Below are 18133 nucleotides of genomic sequence, written 5' to 3'. Positions count from 1 at the left end.
ACACGCCCAAAACTGTTTGATGCACGCCAATCACTGGGTGTACCGGGCACCGTGACTTTTACTTTACCATCAGGAGAAATAATCTTGCCGTGTTTACCCCTCGCTTATAGATATAGCCCTGCTTGAGCATCTCCCTAACCAACGCATTGATCTGCTTATTTTTTGAATATTTTTTTCTATTCATGATTTCACCCCATGTGTATAACGATTGGCAAAAGCATGAAAATCAAAAGGAATCTGAGAGAAAGCCTGTTCCACCCCAGCCTTCAAGATAGGATCGCTAAGCAAATGCCCTTTTTCAGGACCGTTATTCTGATAGAAACGTCCCTGTGGATTAATCATCAAATACGAAGCCCACATAGCATCATTATCTTCAGCAATTAAGTTAGATACATGAGGTGCATGACGATCAACATAAGCCTGGTATTGCTCACTCGTAATTACCTGCCGCACATCATGCACGGGTAATACCCTAAGTAATTTCCATTTATCTGGTTGCACTTGAGCAATCAGTGAAGACATGTTTTCATACCAATTAAATGGATTAACCACCGTGTTAATTTTCAACTGACCTTTTGAGTTAAGTTGACGATAGGTATTGGCAATGCGGACTAGTTGATTTGCATTAAGCCAATGGCCACGACGGTCAGCACGTCCAATCGATTGTGCAATCAATTCATCAGCCGTATCAAAGCTAATGCCAAGCATATCCAGTTTTGATGAAGACTGTTGAAGCATATCGGGCGTGAGAAAATGCCCATTCGTAATAATTGAAGTACGGAAACCCAATGCTTTGGCTGTATCTAAAGCATTGATAAACTGCTTACCAAGGACCATAGGTTCGCCACCGGCAAAGTTAATACGTACGGTTTGATATGGAAACTCTTGTTTAAATGGATTTGCTGACAGAAAAAAGTCAGCCAAAGATGACAACAACTGCTCAACCTGACCTGGTTGAAGATGCAGCTCATTTCGGAACTGGTTATCGTTCCATTTTGCGTAACAGTATGTGCAGCGGTAGTTGCACACTTCTGTCATGTGAAAATTGATAACTAACTCTTGTGTAGGAATACTCATTTGATCTCTCTCCATTGATAAATGTTGCAGGAGAGAGGTTCAAACAGTGCACTGCACTAACAAGCATTATTTGAAATTTTTTTAACGTTGCTTAAAGAGATCGATCAGATCATCGAATTCCTGAGCTTCCTGATATCGAGCCTTAATCGTTTCGACCAACGAATAACAACTTTCTGGTAATGAGCCAAGGCTTTCCAATTGTTCACACAGTTTTGCTGCTTCCTCCCAATCCTCCCTAAGGTAGGCTGACAAGAGTGAATCATATGAATCTAAAGATGCAGACTGAGCAAGCAGTGCTTGCATCAAGGGGATGTTTTTACCCAGCGCCAATTGCGGCAGGGTTTCAAAAGGATTTGGTAACATGCTTTGCGTAAGATCAAAAGTCTCTACAGCTGACAGGCTTTCAACAAGCTGGTGAGTAGCAGGTTTTGTGAGCGTGATACCTAACAGGGACTGACGTTCGAGAAAAAGAGATCGGATCTCATCAGCACACCGCCTACGAACATCAATATCACTGAAAATATCCTTAACCAGCTTGGTATCAGGAAAAAACGCACTGAGCAGCAACACATTGTACAATTGTACACGCCCCTGCTCATTGGTAATAAAATGCTGTTCTCTCTGTACACCTTGCTCAGTTTCAGTGGTGATCAGCCCGTTTCGAACAAAAGACATCGCTTTATTTTTAAGTAAGCTACTGTCTTCAGCGGCCTGGATTTGAAATAGATCACGTATCAGTTGAGGTATTTTCTGATGCATTCTATCTACAGACTCCCTGCTCCAGTATACGATCCATGCGTGTTTGCCTGTTTTGACGGTTTTCAATATCGAGTGCAGCAATACGCCTGGCTGCTTCGAATAGTGAGTACTTGGACCAACCTCCACATTGATAATGCTCTATTGCACCCAAACAATAGCCTGCTCGCATCGCATCAGAAAGCGAGGTCCGCTGACTGGCTAGAAAGCGCTTTTCATCATGTGCATTATAAATTTCAGACACAGCTTTACAGGCTGTTATTAAAAATTCTGCATCCGGGTTACTAAAGTCGCCACGTGCACTAGTATTTGAAGACCCTACTGAAACAATAGTAATCAGTAAAAAAATAAAAGCTTTAACCTGCATTATGACTTCCCTCTGTCACTTCGTCATGTTCATTTTTTGAATTTACTTTTGAGCTACCTGCCTGCTCTACTTTAGCTTCAACAGCACCATACTTTCCTTTCGGAACTATAGAAAAAATCAAAACAAGCAATGTAATCACATATGCCAAATCAAAATATTCTTGATACATATCCAGAAATAACTGACCTTCATCAGGGTCACCAATGAAAACAAGTCCAGTCATAGATAAAAACACCATTGAATGAGCACCAAAATAGATAATATAACGGTATATTGCTCTTAAAACACTAGCAGAATATTTTTTTACCTTTAAAGCATACCGAACTGTCAAATAAATCCAACAAGCCAAAAAAAATAACTCCATATTACTGAGGTCATTCCAGCCTGTTTGGTTCGGAAAATATACTTCTGGAATAAATAAAACTGATACAGCTATAATAAGCACACACAACATAAAAAATATTGCTTTAAATACCATAAAGCCCCAAACCAACAAACTCATCAACAGTCATTCTTTTCTTTATAGCAATCAATTTAAACTCCTTGTAATCCACACGACTAAAACGGAAAAAGCACAGACATTATTTTTTAGGCCTTTGCTGTTTTACTTGACGACTAGCTTGAATTTTCATCAGCAACTTTTCAGCCGAGTTCTCACCGCCGATCAGGTCAGGATTGGCTGCACGCCACTCGGCAGTCAATTCTCCGCGAAAGGCTTTGGCGAGAATAGATTGAGTGAGGTTGTTGACACGGGTCAGCGCAGCAGAGACTTTTTGCTCGATGGAGTCGGCAAAGGCAAAAAACGCTTCCACACGGCGGACGATTTCGGCCTGCTCTTCAAGCGTAGGTAATGAAATACTAAAGTTGCGTAAATGGGTGAGTGATACCGTTTTTTGTGCAGTCCCTGTTGCTACTGAGTCAGCATGTTTAAAAACCTCGGGTGAAGCCAAGTAATAGTAAAGATATCTGTAATCAACACTGGTATGATCAGGCTTAATTATCGCGATGTGCCGCTGAAAGCAGAATGGAGCCGATGACTTAACTACAACCGGAATTCCGAAAGATCCTGTTACTGTATACAGAATATCATTTATTTCTGCCTTTCTAATATTCTTTAGAGACTCGTAGTAATCTTCTGGAACCCATCTACTCACGGAATCAAAGTCGACTTCACCATTACTTACGTTAGAAATAACTAAAAATGGGATACCAGCATCGGCCTTTGGGGGAGCTTGATGGTCACCATCCGATACGCTCCGACATACATTAGCTAAAATTGATTTGGTCCAGCTTGCTTCGATATTTCCCCGCCATTCTTCCGTCAACTTCCCACTCACAGCAGCGGCGAGGACGGATTGACGAAATGTTTTTAGAACTTCAGGGATGCGTTCAAGGCGCGACTTGGTGGTTTTCACCTGGGTAAGTAGGGTGTCGAGTTTATCAGCGATGATTTTTTGTTCGGCTAATGGAGGAAGATCAAGACTTTGCTCATATGCATCATCCTGTTTAACCCAGGTATCGCAGTTGATCTATTTAGCTGAGTTAGAGGAAGATTTTTAAAAAAATAAAACCAATACTTTATTGGTTGATAATAAAATTTATCCACATAATAAGTTGTATCTATCGGATAAAATGGAACATCAGAAATTTGAACTTCTCCAAATGAACCTTTGCGTCCAACGATTATACCACCATGGTCAATTAATGGGGTAGAGTGGCTACCAACAATACCATTCGAACCATACACCGGGTACTCACCACCATCTCTACTTTTGGCAGGCAATGACTTACCATACTTGAGTTCAATGATTGAGCCTAAGTTTGTTCTATACCATCCATCTGGCAAAACATCCTCGTTCACCCCTCACCCCCAACTCTTTTGCAAATTCCGTAAGCACCTATAAACCCCTTAGTGATTTGAGTGACAAAATTCGACTGCTCAGATGCTATATAAATGCGTAAACCCATCACGCATTTCCTCCCAAAGACGCTAACAATCCATCTAGCTCACTAAGCGCCGCTTCCAGTTCCACTTTGGCTTCCCTGGCCAGCACATCAGGCTCAGGCAGGTTGGCGGCATCGACGCTGTCTTTGTCTTTCAGCCATGAAATATCCAGTGAGTCACCTTTGGTATCACGAATCCAATCGCGGCTAAAGCAGCGCCAGCGGCTGTGTGCCAGGCGTTCGTCTATGCCTTGGTTTTCTTCCGCTTCGGCTACTTCTACCTTTTCGGCATTGAAGCTGTATTCACCTTCAGAGCGCTGACTCAAGCCATTCGCATCATCACCATAAACAGATTCAAACGGTTTTAAGTGTTGATCACCAAAGGGAGTGCGTTTACCAAAATTGGGCATATTGGTACGCAGGTCGTAGACCCAGACATTTTCAGTACAGTTTTCTTGCTGGTGTTTGTCGTTGGCACTGCCTTTGGTGAAAAACAGCACGTTAGTTTTCACGCCCTGGGCATAGAAAATACCCGTGGGCAGGCGCAGGATGGTGTGCAGGTTACACTTGTCCAACAGGTCGCGACGCACATCGGTGCCAACACCGGCTTCAAACAGCACATTATCCGGCAAGACCACGGCGGCACGACCACCAGGTTTCAGGTTACGGTAAATGTGCTGTAAAAATGCCAGCTGTTTGTTGCTGGTTTTATAGGTAAGGTCATCCCGGGTGTTGCTGGCCTCGCCGCCCTTACTGGTGCCAAACGGCGGGTTGGCGAGGATGATATCGGCCGATTTTAGCGATTTACCCGCATCACCCAGCGCATTGCCCAGATGCACTACACCTTCGTCGTCACCTTCCATGCCATGCAGCAAGCAGTTCATCAGTGCCAAGCGGCGGGTATTGGGTACCAGTTCTATGCCGATGAAAGCTTTACTCTTCTGAAAGGCTGCCCGCAGCGCAGACAGATCAAGATAGTCGTCGGTCTGCTCACGCATATACTGATCGGCTGCGACCAGGAATCCGGCCGTGCCAGCAGCAGGTCCTGTATCACTTCACCGGGTTGTGGCTTGATACAACGCACCATGGAGTTTATCAACGCTCTGGGAGTGAAGTACTGGCCTGCTCCGGATTTGGTTTCGCTGGCATTCTTTTCCAGCAAGCCCTCATACAGATCACCCAAACCATCCTTAGCGGCACTGAACCAGTCAATCTGATCCAGGGTTTTGATCATCTGCTCTAAATGGCGCGGTTCACGCAGTCGGGTTTGTGCATCAGCATAGATGGCGCTGATCAGTGGGTCGTCATGCACCACCTCACCCTCGGCATCTTTGTCTGTCGACAGGCTTAACAAGATGCGTTTGTAGTCATTCAGCAGATTGATACCGGATTTATTGTTAATGTCCGTCCAGCGACAACCTTGCGGTAGCGGATGTCTTTTTAGCGTTCCGGCTTCAGTGTTCTCATGCACCATTTTGATAAACAGCAGCAGCACCAACTCGGTCACGTAATCACTGTAGTTGATGCCATCATCACGCAATACGTCACAGAGGTTCCAGAGTTTTTGTACGATGTCATTGTGGGTCATGCTTGTCTCAGTATTTGATATCAGTATTAGCTGTGCGCCATCAGTAGCGTGCAGAGTGGCTGGTTTATGTAGTAGTTACCCCGACCCACTTTCTGTTTTTCCAGAAAGCCATTCTCCACCAGTTGTTCAAGGTATTTGGTGGCCGTAATACGCGTGACGCCCAGGTCTTGCACCAAAAAGTCGATTTTTGTGTAAGGGTGATAAAACAGGTTGTTCAACAAGTCCTGACGATAAATTTTAGGCAGCTGTGTACGCATACGCTGTTTAACATCATCCATCAGTACTTTAATCTGCGTAATCAATGAAATAGTATTCTGTGCGGTATCGATAATGCCATCTAGCATATACAGCAGCCAGGGCTCCCAGTGATCACTTTGGCGAACATTTTGCAGTTGAGCATAATAATCCGCCCTATGATGAATGATATAGCGGCTTAAATAGAGGATTGGCAGATTCAATAGATCCTTGATAACCAAATACAATATATTCAGAATACGCCCTGTTCGGCCATTGCCATCGTAAAAAGGGTGTATGCTTTCAAATTGATGATGGATGAGTGCCATTTTGACCAATGGATCAGCATCACACAGGCTATCATCATTGATATAATTTACTAGATTATCCATCAACACAGCGATGTCATCGGCATGTTGTGGCGGGGTATACACAACTTCACCTGTGTGGGTATTTTTGAGTTCAGTACCCGGTAAGCAGCGTAGGCCTGCATGATTATGTTCTAAATGCTGCTGTACGGTGAGAATATCACTCAATCGAATGAGCTTAGTGCGCCGAACGGTAGCGAATGCTTGTTTCAGCGCAATCGCATAATCCTGCACTTCCTTAGTGGCTGGCTGGATGAGGGTATCTTCAAATAAATCGGCCTTATAAAGTGCATCATGGGTAGTGACAATATTTTCAACTGCGGAGCTGTCTTTTGCTTCCTGTAATGACAGTGTATTGATAAGTATGGCTTCATTGGGAATGCTAGCCGCCAAGCCTTTAAGCTCAGCCAGGTAGCGGTGTGCCTCAGCGGTTCTTTTCAGCACAGCCCGCGTTTCCCATTGTTCAATATTGGGCAGTGGCAACATCGGCAAGGTATGTGACATATAGATTTCTTCCTTTTCTCTATAAATGCACGCTTATATGTATAAAAAACTCAAAAAATTATACATGTTAACTACAACATGTATAGATTTTTTTGTTTTTATCGACAGGTTACGCGCTCATGGGTGGCCAAATCGCCTCACAGAGTTCATCCAGAACGCTGTCGAGCTGATTGGCTAACACACGATCCAGTTGTTTTGCACCGCCCTGCTCGGAAAAACGACTGTTGACGAATTCACGGTCAATAATCACTTCATGCACCAGTTGTTTTGCCAGTCGTTCCAACCATTTGCGCTGCGCTGGTAGCCAGTTTTGACTCTGGTAAATACGTTGCATGGCTTGATCAACCCGTTGTTCAAACGGAATCAACGGCTCGCCCAGTGCAGCACGACGAATATGGCCGATGATGCTGGCGGCGATATCCTGGTTGGTTTGGTTGCGCACCGCGCTTTGCAGTTTAACTTCGGAGTAACCCGCTGCATCCAGCAGCAGCTTGATCTCTTTAAGTTGCTCACGGGTAAGGTCGCGCGGTTTATTCACGACAACGCCCAGAGCTGCACTTTGGTTTAGCTGTTGCCGTATAAACTCATTGAAACTATCGAGGTAATCTTGCGGTTTCTGATGTAAACCATAGCTCTGGGTACGTTCACGGATTTCATCGTCATGTTCGGAAATGATTGGCTGGTATTCACTGCCAAGCAGGTTATTCACCTCGCAAGTTGGTTAACTAGCCCTGCATGACGCGTGATAAATGCCGCAGCTTGCTGCGGCCCTAATTGGTGCAAATGGGTGTGCAGACTTTTGGGCTCAATACCCCAGAGTTCCTGTAATTCATCCAGCTTTTGTTTAATGGCCGGTTTATCTTGGGCTTTCTTCTCTGCCTTACGCAATACCCGCATCACTTTCTGACTAAGCTGGCTTAGCACTACATCTGCGTGACTTTGCTCAGGTGTATCACCCGGCGCATTGAGCGCACGTTCGAGCTGGGATGGGTCTGTCAGCTCCTCCACTAACTGTTCCAAGGTGATATTGGGATCTTTCACCAGTGGTTTCATGGTGTTGACATCACTCAAAGCGGCGTAGATATCCACGGGGTCGTAAATACGGAACACCGTTTTACCTATATCATCACAACGGCGAGTGGCACGCCCAATCATCTGTTCGAACAAAATGCGTGATTTAACCCGGCGTAGAAATACCAGATGACAGATTTTCGGCACATCGATCCCCGTAGTGAGCAAGTCAACGGTGATGGCAATATTGGGGTAAGGCTCATTTTTATACTGGCGAATCAGTTGTTCAACCTTGTCACTCTGTCCGGTGATTTTTGCGACAGCCGCTTGATTGTATTCGCCGTTATATAGATCTTTAAATGCTTCATCCAGTAGCCGCTTAACCATATCGGCATGCAGGTCAGTGGCACAGAAAATCAGCGCCTTTTCATCCCCAAAGGGATCCAGCTCCTGCACCAGTTGCTGACAGATAACACGATTAAAGTTTTCATTAATGACGCGACGGTTGAAGGCATCCACTTCAAAATTCAGCTCATCATCCAACTCAGCTGTTTCCACCTCACCAGTCTGGGTATTAATAGCACTGACGGTTTCACCCTTGGTGAAGTGAATACCCTGTTGTGATAGTAGCGTGACATAGCGAATCGGTGGTTCATGATCTATCAGCCAATCGTCCGCTACGGCTTCACGGTAGGAATAGGTATAAACCGGTTTACCGAAAATCTCACTGGTGTGTTTGGCGGGAGTTGCGGTTAAACCGATTTTAACCGCATCAAAGTAGTCCAGCACACGGCGATAACTGGAGAGGTATTGGCTGGTGTCACGCGTAGCCAACTCGCCTTCGGTCATTTCCTGATCAAGAGTGTAACCCCGGTGGGCTTCATCGATAATAATACAGTCGAACTGATCTACCGGTGGCGGGCTGTCGCTCATAAAAATGCGCTTAACCATTGCTTGTACGGTAGCCACCTGCACACGAGTTTCCGCTTCGGCTGCCATGTCACCCAGCTCGGCGACATTGTAGATTTTCGACAGGGTGTGATTTTGTTCCAACGGTGCTTCGTTGAAGGCATCAATCGCTTGCTGACCCAAGGCAGTTCGATCCACCAGGAATAGAATACGTTTGAAGCGTTCAGCTTTTAAAAAACGGTACATCAAGCCAATAATAGTGCGCGTTTTACCCGTGCCTGTTGCCATGGCCAGCAGGGCTGAGCGCACTTCTTTAGCCAAAGTACTCTCAACGGCATGAATCGCCTTTTGCTGATAGTCACGTAGCTTTAAATAACCAAACGGCTCTTGTTGGAGTTGTTGCTGAGCCATGTTTTTACTACGTTTCAGCAGGTCCAGCAAACCTTCAGGTGTGTGGAAGTTTTGTAACGCACGGCGAGTATTGGATACACTGCGAACATCACGAAACCAGGTACCGGACTGCTCAGCCAACTGAGCGACGTAGGGGCGACCATTGCAGGAGTAGACGAAGGGTACTTTGTAGTGACCCTCTTCTTCATCTGGCCAGGCAACTGTCATACCAGCCAGTTCCCATGCACCCTGCAAGGGTTGTGCGACACTGAAACCTTTACTATAGCGCTCTGCCTGGGGAATTTTACCGGCAACATTGGTGTTTTCTTTTTTCGCTTCAACCACCGCGATAGGTGTCAGACCAACAAACAACACATAATCTGCGCGTCCTTTCTCACCCTGAAGTTGAGTTGGCCATTCTGCAATGGCGATGTTTTTACCCTTCTCTGGACGAACCCCTTTTGGGTAAGTCAGAACATCCGTATCTGCCTGCCAACCTGCTTCATTCAGCTGTTGATCAATCAGGATACGGGTCAGGGCTTCATCAAGGACAATATGCTGAGTGGCCGCTTGTGCTTTGCGGTTAAGCTGCTGGCGTTGCCTGGTCTGTGTTTTTTCATCCTGATCAGCCAACTGCGCTTGCAAGGCTTTTATTTTCTGCTCGTATTCATTTTGCTGCTGAGCCAAGGCCTGCTCATGTTGACTCGCTTGTGCAGCCAGAGCTCGTGACTCTTCATCCATGGCCAGCGCTAAGGCTTCATATTCTGACTTTTCTTTGGCGATTAAGTCATTCAGTTGCTGGCTGGAATCCAACTCCACACTAGCATGTTGCAAATCATGCTTCAGTTGCGTGATTTCAGCTTGCAGCGCTCGTAACTGCTCACTCGGATCAGGGAGTGGCACAAACGCATCCGGTTGAAACTCTGTACCTGCTTTACCAAAAGTCTGATGAAACCAGATCGACAATTGCCGGGCCACTTTCAAGCCTTGAATCGCCTCTTTATGCTGGGTTCTGAACCGATGGGTAGCCTTATTGCCTTCGATGCGCAGGGTATGAAACAGCTCTCGCACTACAGGTTCGAGCTTGTATTCACGACTGATTTTATACAGCAGGTCGGCTTGAGTACTCTGCTCGTCAAATGGAATATTGGCTAGCACAGCCATATGCTGAGCCAAGGCTTCACCTAATTGGCGCAACTTGATCAGCGTTGTGTTTGGGTCGCTGACAAATGCGCGTTCAGCCGCAACAGCCAGTTCCGCAAACAAAGGATCGTGCTCAGACAGAAATCCAAAGTTGCTTGCAGAATCAGGTGAAACCATAGGCTCGAATCTCCTTTTCATGGCAGGTTCATTAGACAATCAACAAGTTAACCTAATATGCCTGAGAATTCACTATCTAGCCCCACTATAGGATAAAATTCACTCTTACCAATAGGCTTCTCTTAGGGCTATCTTAAAAGAAAAGCCCCGGATCTATGTTAAAACGCTGGGACAGTGCAGCAATGTGTTTTTTGTTCAGGCTGCGTTCGCCAGACAGTACTCGGGATACCATGGACTTAGAGCCAATCTCGGGGAGGTCGGCGGTGCCAAGCTGGTGTTGTGTCATGAGCAAGCGCAGCATGGACAGGTCGGCAGGTTTCTCCAAAGCGCGTTGTTTAAAGGTGGCCAGCTCTTCATCACAGTTTTCGTAGATTTCGATGGCGTGGCTGAGCAGTTCGATGATGGCATTGAGTGGGTCATTGGGGGAGTCATCAGCTTCTTCCAACAGGCTTTCAATCAACGCCAGAGCCTCCTCATAGTGTGCATCATCCTTAATGGAGGCATAGGGAGCCGCTGCTTCGGCGAAGCTGTAACAGGCCTCTTTAAACGCTACAGCAGTCATAAAAGTTCTCCTTTGGCATATCGTTTACAAATTTTATCGTACTCTGCATGGGTAACTATATGTTTCACATATATGCGGTTATTAACGAATTGAATAAAGGCAATAATACGGAGATGATTGCCTCCCACATCAAGCACCCACCATTTATCCTTATATTTGAAATTATCTAATGACTGGAACACCTGCCGCATCGCCTCCGGCGTACCAAACTCACTTTTACGAAGCACCCGATAGAGATCTTCAAGGGCTTGTTTTTGGTTGGGATGGGCTTTGGCCGCATCGTTAAACGGGCGCTTTGAAATAATATGCATGGTCACTCCTGTTGACTTATTGACAATAATAGAAGCCTGTTGCCAATAAGTCAACATAGTACCTTAAGCTACATAATTGGGCCTACTACTTCAAACACAACCAGGCGCTTTGTCGAAGCTTCACCCTATCAACTCCAACCGCCGCGTAGGCCAGTGCAAGGAAGCTGTACGAATCAGCATTTTTTCAGCCAGTGCCGGTTGCGCTTCACGGATCACATTGGCAGCAAAATCTGCCATGAAACGGGCTTTCAATTCAGCACGCGCCTGATCCGGACCGACTTCATCATAGGGCGCCGAGGACAGCAGCAAGAAACCATCATCGGGTATCCGGCCTTGCGCCATATTAGCACGGATAATACCGGCAGCTTTGATGATAGGGTCGGACAGATCCGGGCTGTAAGGGCCGATGATCAGCGCCACATTAGGCACATGCAGGAAATCAAAGCCGCGTCCGACACAGATCATCCACTCGCGGTGTTCAATATCCAGATCGCGCTGCAGCTGACGCATTTCATCGATATGGCGCAAGTTCCCTTCGACCAGCGGGAGCAGGTCATGGCGTATCTGAGCGGGCATATCGGTAAAGAAACCTTCCAGCTTCACTGGCAAGCTATCCAGGTCATCCGGTTTTAGTGTGGAGAGATCAAGCGACTCACCTTCACTGCTGTGCAAAATCAGGGCATCTTCGTCAGTTTCAAAACCACACACCAGGGGGTACACCGTTTTGTGTCCATGCCCGAAAATCGCCTCAACCTGCTCACGAATTTGGTGTGCATGTGCCATGGCGGCATCTTTGTCACAGTTGAAACCGGCACAGCCGCGCGAGCGGTCACCTTTGGAAAAGTGATAGGTAATAATGATGAGTACCCGATGCCCCTGCTGGATGGCTTCCATCACCTGACTCTCCAGCAGGTCACCCATATAAGGCCAGCCCAGGTCAAAAATGCCGCCCAGATTACGGAAGGGGCTTACAATACCTAAGGGTGTTTTGGTGGCATAGGGCAAATGGATGCGCCCGTCCATGCACTTCAAGGCAATTATACGGGTAGGATGTTCAGCCAGATAACGCTGCCGTGCCAGTGAGTTTTCAGGGTCGCAATAAAGTGCTGAGTGAGTACGGCTAAGTTCCATCAGCCACTCAATACGCTGGTCAATAGGTGCGGAATGTATCGCAGTCGGCATGGTTCTTATTCTCCGTTGCTGTGAGCCATCAGGCCTGAATGCCTGGCTTTATGCTAACGTAACGCAGAGCTTTTCGATATATCTGACTCTATTTGTAGATTAGCAACCTCGCTAACAGCACGCACTTGGCAGGTGCTATGCTGGGTGGTGGTATCGCTTTGGTGTGACCCGCTTTCGTCATCCATGACACGCTCGACTGTCGCCATCCATGGCGCCAGACGGTCACCCCAAAGCGATACCACCACCCCGCTGAACCTCTGTGCCAGTCCAACTATTGGATGGAACGGGTTAGGCAACATGGCCAAGGCATAGAGCACAGAATGAAGATCCAAACTCTCGTATGGCGGGAATTTTGCGCTAATACCGATTTGAAACCAACTTTACGCTAGCACCAAAATTGAAGAGGGCTGATGGGATCGGATCTGACTGACCCTGTGCGCCAGGGATGGCGCACCGGAGCCCCAGGGATGGGTTTACGGCGTGTCAGACAGATCCGGCCCATTAGCCCTAAACCATCCCATCGATATGAGTGAAGAGATGTGAAATTAATTATGACATCAGTGGCGTCTGGGTTGCCGTTCCTGCTGCAGTATCTGCTCGGCATCCAGGGATGCAATCGGGATCTCAAGATTGACGGGGATTTCACCCTGAAGCTGCAAGGTCAGATAGCGCAACGCACAGACCCGCAAAAACGAAGTGAAATTGCCCAGATCATGCCCGGCATCAATCGATTCATGATAAAGCCGGGTGATGAGTTGAGGGGTTTGCATACCATCACGCTGGGCGATCTCTTCCAGCAGCTTCCAGAAATAGTTTTCCATCCGCACACTGGTGACCATGCCATCAATACGCAATGAATGCGTGCAGCTTTTCCATAAAGCCGGATCGGCATTGATGAATAATCGGCACATACCCCTCTCCTCTTCAGTACGACATTATTGCAACAGCTTCTGGAACTGCGCCAGCCAGTCCGGATGCGCAGGCCAGGCCGGTGCTGTCACCAGCTTGCCATCAGTCACGGCTGAATCCACCGGAATGTCAGCATATTCACCACCACTGGCTTCCACTTCAGGACTGCAGGCTGGATAGGCAGAACAGCGTCTGCCTTTTAACACTTTAGCAGCTGCCAGCAATTGTGCACCATGACAGATAGCCGCCACTGGCTTGTCAGCTTCAAAAAAGTGCTGAACCATGCTGATTACTTCTGGGTTCAGGCGCAGATATTCCGGAGCACGACCACCCGGGATGACCAGGGCATCGTAATCACTAGCCTGAATCTCGCTGAAGCTGGCATTCAGGGTAAAGCGGTGACCGGGTTTTTCACTATAGGTCTGATCGCCTTCAAAATCGTGAATCGCCGTAGCGATACTGTCACCGGCTTTTTTGTCAGGGCAGACCGCATCAACCTGATGACCAAACGCCTGCAGCGTTTGAAAGGGCACCATGGTTTCATAATCTTCGGTGTAATCACCGGTAATCATCAATATTTTCTTGCTCATCTGGGGTCTCCTTTAATTGTTATAACCCAGTATCAAATTTCTCACAGTTAGATGCGTTCAGGGTATTACCGGAATACTACCTGCACATTTTTAAACCACCTTCTGGGTTGAACCTGGATAGGTTTTTCGGTAGTCTTTTGTTAATTGAACGTTCAATCAAGGAAAAATATGCCTATCGTCGGCGTCAAAGACACCCGCAAACAGCAACTGATTCAGGCCACGCTGGAGTCCATTGCTGAACTGGGATTACAGAACACGACTATTATTACCATCAGTCGCCGGGCGGGTATGTCATCGGGGATTATCAGTCACTATTTTGGTGGCAAGCAGGGCTTGATTGAAGCGGCACTGCGCTACCTGCTGGAGCAGTTGGGACAGGATTTCCGTGCACGGATAAAAAGCTCGGACAGCTCACCAGAACAGCGTCTGACCAGTATTATTGAAGCTAACTTCACCGATTTTCAACGCTCTGACCTGGCGGCCAGAACCTGGTTAAGCTTTTGGGCGCGTTCCATGCACGAGCCAGGCTCAAGCGCCTGCAGCAGATCAACAATGCACGTCTTTACAGTAATTTACGCTATGCGTTTGCCCTGCGACTACCGAAACAAGCTGCGACAGAAGCCGCACGACAGACCGCCGCCATGATCGATGGCTTCTGGCTGCGCAGTGCCTTAAGCCTGGACCCGCAGGAAAGCTTTGCTGCAGGCGAAAGGCTGTGCAAGCAGTTTGCCCTGGGCTGCCTCCAGCCAGGTACATCACCCTCTTTAAACGCTACAGATTAAGGTACCTATTTATGTCTCTGCCTCGTTATCAAAACTTTGTGAATGGTGGCTACCAGGCCAATCGCAGCGGTGAAACCTTCAGCGTTATCAATCCAGGCACCGGCCAGGTGATTTACGAAATGGAAGTGGCCGATGACAGTATCCAGCAGGCCGCTATCGACAGTGCTCGTGAAGGCTTTGTTCAGTGGTCTGCCCTGAGTGGTGTAGCTCGCAGCCGTATTCTGATGCGTGCCGTAGCGCTGCTGCGGGAGCGTAATGATGAACTGGCCGGAGTCGAAGTGCGTGACACAGGTAAACCCTGGCAGGAAGCGGTAGCGGTAGATGTGGTCACTGGCGCTGACTCAATTGAGTTTTTTGCAGGGCTCGCTGCATCGATTGAAGGCAATCAGCAGGATCTTGGCGGGGATTTTTATTACACCCGTCGGGAACCGCTGGGAATTTGTGCCGGAATCGGCGCCTGGAACTACCCGTTACAGATAGCCTGCTGGAAAGCAGCTCCGGCGCTGGCCTGTGGTAACAGCATGATTTTCAAACCCTCTGAAGAAACCCCGCTGGGCGCATTAAAACTGGCAGAAATCTTTGTTGAAGCCGGTGTACCTGCTGGAGTTTTCAATGTGGTGCAAGGTGATGGCAAGGTCGGCGCCTGGCTGACACACCATCCGGATATCGCCAAGGTTTCCTTCACCGGCGAAGTTGGCACCGGCAGAAAGTGATGGCAGCTTCCGCCTCTTCTCTTAAGCAGGTCACCATGGAACTGGGTGGCAAATCACCGCTAATTATTTTTGATGATGCCGATATCGACAATGCTGTCTCAGCCGCGATGCTGGGCAATTTTTACACCCAGGGTGAAATTTGTACCAACGGCACGCGTGTGTTCGTGCATGAAGCGATTCAGAAGGTCTTTTTACAACGCCTATTGGAACGTACACGTAACAATATTCGTCTGGGTGATCCGGCCGATCCGGAAACTAACTTTGGTGCGCTGATTTCAGCCCAGCACCAGCAAAAAGTGCTTAGCTATATCGAAATCGGTCTGGCAGAAGGTGCCACTTTATTGCATGGCGGTCAGGCGGTACAACCGGCGACAGCTCCCGGCGGCTTCTTTGTCGAGCCGACTATTTTCAGTGATTGCACCGATGAGATGACCCTTTGCCGCGAAGAGATATTTGGTCCGGTCATGTCAGTACTGAGTTTCACCGATGAAGACGAGGTGATACGCCGCGCCAACACCACCGAAACCGGCCTGGCTGCTGGCGTATTCACTAACGATCTGCGGCGCGCCCACCGTGTTATTCATCAACTGCAGGCCGGCATCTGCTGGATCAACAGCTACGGTGCCTCCCCGGCAGAGATGCCGGTGGGTGGCTACAAGCTATCCGGTATCGGTCGTGAAAATGGCCGCGTAACCCTGGACCACTATACCCAGATCAAATCTGTGTATGTGGGTATGACTGATTTGGAGAGCCCATTTTGAGCATTCAGGAACACACCTTTGACTATATTATTGTCGGTGCCGGTTCAGCGGGTTGTGTGCTGGCCAACCGCCTGACTGAAGATGGTAAACACAGCGTACTGCTGCTGGAAACTGGCGGCAGTGACAAGAGTATTTTTATTCAAATGCCGACGGCGCTGTCCATTCCGATGAACACGAAAAAATACGCCTGGCAGTTTGAGACCGAACCCGAACCCTATCTGGATAACCGGCGTATGCATTGTCCGCGTGGCAAGGTATTGGGCGGGTCGTCCTCCATCAACGGTATGGTCTATGCGCGTGGTCATGCGCGGGATTTTGATGAATGGCAGCAAAGCGGCGCAGAAGGCTGGGATTATCAGCACTGCCTGCCCTACTTCCGCAAGGCGGAAACCTGGGCCTTTGGTGGTGATACTTACCGTGGTGATAGTGGTCCACTGGGCGTAAATAACGGCAACCAGATGCAGAACCCGCTCTATCAGGCGTTTATTAATGCCGGTGTCGAAGCGGGTTATTTCAACACCAGCGATTATAACGGTGCACAGCAAGAAGGCTTCGGGCCGATGCACATGACCATCAAAGGGGGCCGTCGCTGCTCCACCGCGAATGCCTATTTGCGTCCAGCCATGAGCCGCTCCAACCTGATGTTGGTCACCCATGCGCTGGTACATAAAGTTCAGCTTGAAGACAAAAAAGCCGTCGGGGTGATTTACGAACAGGGCGGTCGTACCCACACGGCTCGGGTCAACCGGGAAGTGATTTTATCGGCCGGTTCCATCGGCTCACCCCACCTGCTGCAGCTCTCCGGTATTGGTGATCCTGAGCTGCTGGCAAAAGCTGGTATCGCTTTGGAACATGCGCTGCCAGGTGTGGGTAAAAACCTGCAGGACCACCTGGAATTCTACTTTCAGTTCCGCTGCCTGCAACCCGTTTCACTGAACCGCAAACTGGGTTGGTGGAGCCGCTTAAAAATTGGTACCCGCTGGATTCTTAAAAAAGATGGGCTGGGTGCAACCAACCATTTTGAATCCTGTGGTTTTATTCGCTCTAAAGCCGGTGTTGAATGGCCAGATCTACAATACCACTTTCTGCCTGCAGCGATGCGTTATGACGGCAAGGAGGCGTTTGATGGCGATGGTTTTCAGCTGCATATCGGCCATAACAAACCCCAAAGTCGCGGCTCAGTCGACATAGTCTCTGCTGATCCACATCAGCCGCCACGCATACAGTTCAATTACCTGCAAGAGGAAGCTGACCGGGAAGGTTTTCGTGCCTGTGTCCGGCTGACACGTGAAATCATCAACCAGTCCGCCATGGACCTTTCCGGGGGGGTGAAATTCAGCCAGGACTGGACGTACAAAGCGATGAGCAGATCGATGCCTTTGTCCGTCGTGCCGTCGAAAGTGCTTACCACCCCTCCTGCTCCTGCAAAATGGGTGTTGATGCGATGGCCGTTGTTGATCCGCAAACCCGTGTCCATGGTCTGCAAGGACTAAGGGTTGTTGATTCCTCCATTTTTCCAACTATACCCAACGGTAATCTGAACGCACCCACTATTATGCTGGCGGAACGTGCCGCTGACCTGATTCGGGGCAAGGAGCCCCTTGCACCATCGAATGCTGATGTATCGATGGATGCTCTCTGGCAGGAGCGCCAGCGACCCGAAGAGGCAAAACGCAAAGTTACCTAAGCTTTGCGTTTTACCTCAACCCAACGTGCAAACCATCAGGCTGTAAGCAAGATTACAGCCTGAGCCGTTCACACGCGGTGGTTTGTGTCCAATTCGAATGAACGCCCGTTTCAATAGAAGAGGTACACCTATGCTATTTCGAAAAATAATTGACTGCTACTACCGGAG

15 protein-coding genes and 4 pseudogenes are annotated in these 18133 nt (G+C 48.1%); 3 read left to right on the top strand and 16 right to left on the bottom strand.

The window, feature by feature from the left end; all coding sequences use genetic code 11:
* Positions 1-180: 180 nt before the first annotated feature.
* The 16 genes and pseudogenes from LH51_RS04935 to LH51_RS04870 form a co-directional block, all read right to left on the bottom strand.
* Complete coding sequence (locus LH51_RS04935) at positions 181-1077, bottom strand: viperin family antiviral radical SAM protein (protein WP_052063451.1); 897 nt, start codon at positions 1075-1077, stop codon at positions 181-183.
* A gap of 81 nt (positions 1078-1158) precedes the next feature.
* Complete coding sequence (locus LH51_RS04930; protein ID WP_052063450.1) at positions 1159-1836, bottom strand: hypothetical protein; 678 nt, start codon at positions 1834-1836, stop codon at positions 1159-1161.
* Position 1837: 1 nt separating this feature from the next.
* Positions 1838-2200, bottom strand: coding sequence for a hypothetical protein (locus LH51_RS18825; RefSeq protein ID WP_052063449.1), 363 nt, complete (start codon positions 2198-2200; stop codon positions 1838-1840).
* Positions 2190-2702: a hypothetical protein gene (locus LH51_RS04920; RefSeq protein WP_036520312.1), complete on the bottom strand. Its 513-nt coding sequence runs from the start codon at positions 2700-2702 to the stop codon at positions 2190-2192. The genes LH51_RS18825 and LH51_RS04920 overlap by 11 nt, the downstream gene beginning before the upstream one ends.
* A gap of 79 nt (positions 2703-2781) precedes the next feature.
* Entirely contained in the window at positions 2782-3615 is an 834-nt protein-coding gene (locus LH51_RS04915; RefSeq protein ID WP_200881872.1) for a restriction endonuclease subunit S, read from the bottom strand.
* Between the two features lie 47 nt (positions 3616-3662).
* On the bottom strand, positions 3663-4061 hold the full coding sequence (locus LH51_RS19855) for a restriction endonuclease subunit S (RefSeq protein WP_081960664.1): 399 nt from the start codon (positions 4059-4061) through the stop codon (positions 3663-3665).
* Positions 4062-4167: 106 nt separating this feature from the next.
* Positions 4168-5732: pseudogene (locus tag LH51_RS04905) on the bottom strand (N-6 DNA methylase).
* 26 nt (positions 5733-5758) lie between these two features.
* The gene (locus LH51_RS04900) at positions 5759-6838 is read right to left on the bottom strand and encodes a Fic family protein (protein ID WP_036520309.1); all 1080 of its coding nucleotides are present in this window, start codon (positions 6836-6838) and stop codon (positions 5759-5761) included.
* A gap of 109 nt (positions 6839-6947) precedes the next feature.
* On the bottom strand, positions 6948-7547 hold the full coding sequence (locus LH51_RS22185) for a type I restriction-modification enzyme R subunit C-terminal domain-containing protein (RefSeq protein ID WP_235263526.1): 600 nt from the start codon (positions 7545-7547) through the stop codon (positions 6948-6950).
* Positions 7544-10468 carry a type I restriction-modification system endonuclease gene (gene hsdR, locus LH51_RS04895; protein ID WP_235263525.1) on the bottom strand — a complete coding sequence of 975 codons (2925 nt, stop codon included), beginning with the start codon at positions 10466-10468 and terminating at the stop codon, positions 7544-7546. The genes LH51_RS22185 and hsdR overlap by 4 nt, the downstream gene beginning before the upstream one ends.
* Before the next feature lie 133 nt (positions 10469-10601).
* Positions 10602-11030, bottom strand: coding sequence for a helix-turn-helix domain-containing protein (locus LH51_RS04890; protein WP_036520306.1), 429 nt, complete (start codon positions 11028-11030; stop codon positions 10602-10604).
* Positions 11027-11341: a type II toxin-antitoxin system HigB family toxin gene (locus tag LH51_RS04885; RefSeq protein ID WP_036520301.1), complete on the bottom strand. Its 315-nt coding sequence runs from the start codon at positions 11339-11341 to the stop codon at positions 11027-11029. The genes LH51_RS04890 and LH51_RS04885 overlap by 4 nt, the downstream gene beginning before the upstream one ends.
* A 120-nt stretch (positions 11342-11461) precedes the next feature.
* A complete protein-coding gene (locus LH51_RS04880) occupies positions 11462-12523 on the bottom strand; it encodes a carboxysome shell carbonic anhydrase domain-containg protein (RefSeq protein ID WP_036520298.1) in 1062 nt (353 codons plus the stop codon).
* 53 nt (positions 12524-12576) lie between these two features.
* Entirely contained in the window at positions 12577-12840 is a 264-nt protein-coding gene (locus LH51_RS20410; protein WP_144244180.1) for a hypothetical protein, read from the bottom strand.
* 240 nt (positions 12841-13080) lie between these two features.
* Positions 13081-13434, bottom strand: coding sequence for a ribbon-helix-helix domain-containing protein (locus tag LH51_RS04875; protein WP_036520296.1), 354 nt, complete (start codon positions 13432-13434; stop codon positions 13081-13083).
* A 24-nt stretch (positions 13435-13458) separates the two neighbouring features.
* Positions 13459-14022, bottom strand: coding sequence for a DJ-1/PfpI family protein (locus LH51_RS04870; protein WP_036520295.1), 564 nt, complete (start codon positions 14020-14022; stop codon positions 13459-13461).
* Between the two features lie 168 nt (positions 14023-14190).
* On the opposite strand from LH51_RS04870, the pseudogene betI reads away from it, so the two are divergent.
* The 3 pseudogenes from betI to betA all read left to right on the top strand — a co-directional run bounded on the left by betI (position 14191) and on the right by betA (position 17965).
* Positions 14191-14804 (top strand): annotated as a pseudogene (gene betI, locus LH51_RS04865) (transcriptional regulator BetI).
* A gap of 11 nt (positions 14805-14815) precedes the next feature.
* Positions 14816-16278: pseudogene (gene betB, locus LH51_RS04860) on the top strand (betaine-aldehyde dehydrogenase).
* A gap of 2 nt (positions 16279-16280) precedes the next feature.
* Positions 16281-17965, top strand: a pseudogene (gene betA / locus LH51_RS04855) (choline dehydrogenase).
* Positions 17966-18133: the final 168 nt, after the last annotated feature.

The organism is Nitrincola sp. A-D6, assembly GCF_000764495.1.
Lineage (GTDB): Bacteria > Pseudomonadota > Gammaproteobacteria > Pseudomonadales > Balneatricaceae > Nitrincola.
Note: the sequence above shows the minus strand (reverse complement) of the source record. Positions and strands in the feature narration are given on the sequence as shown.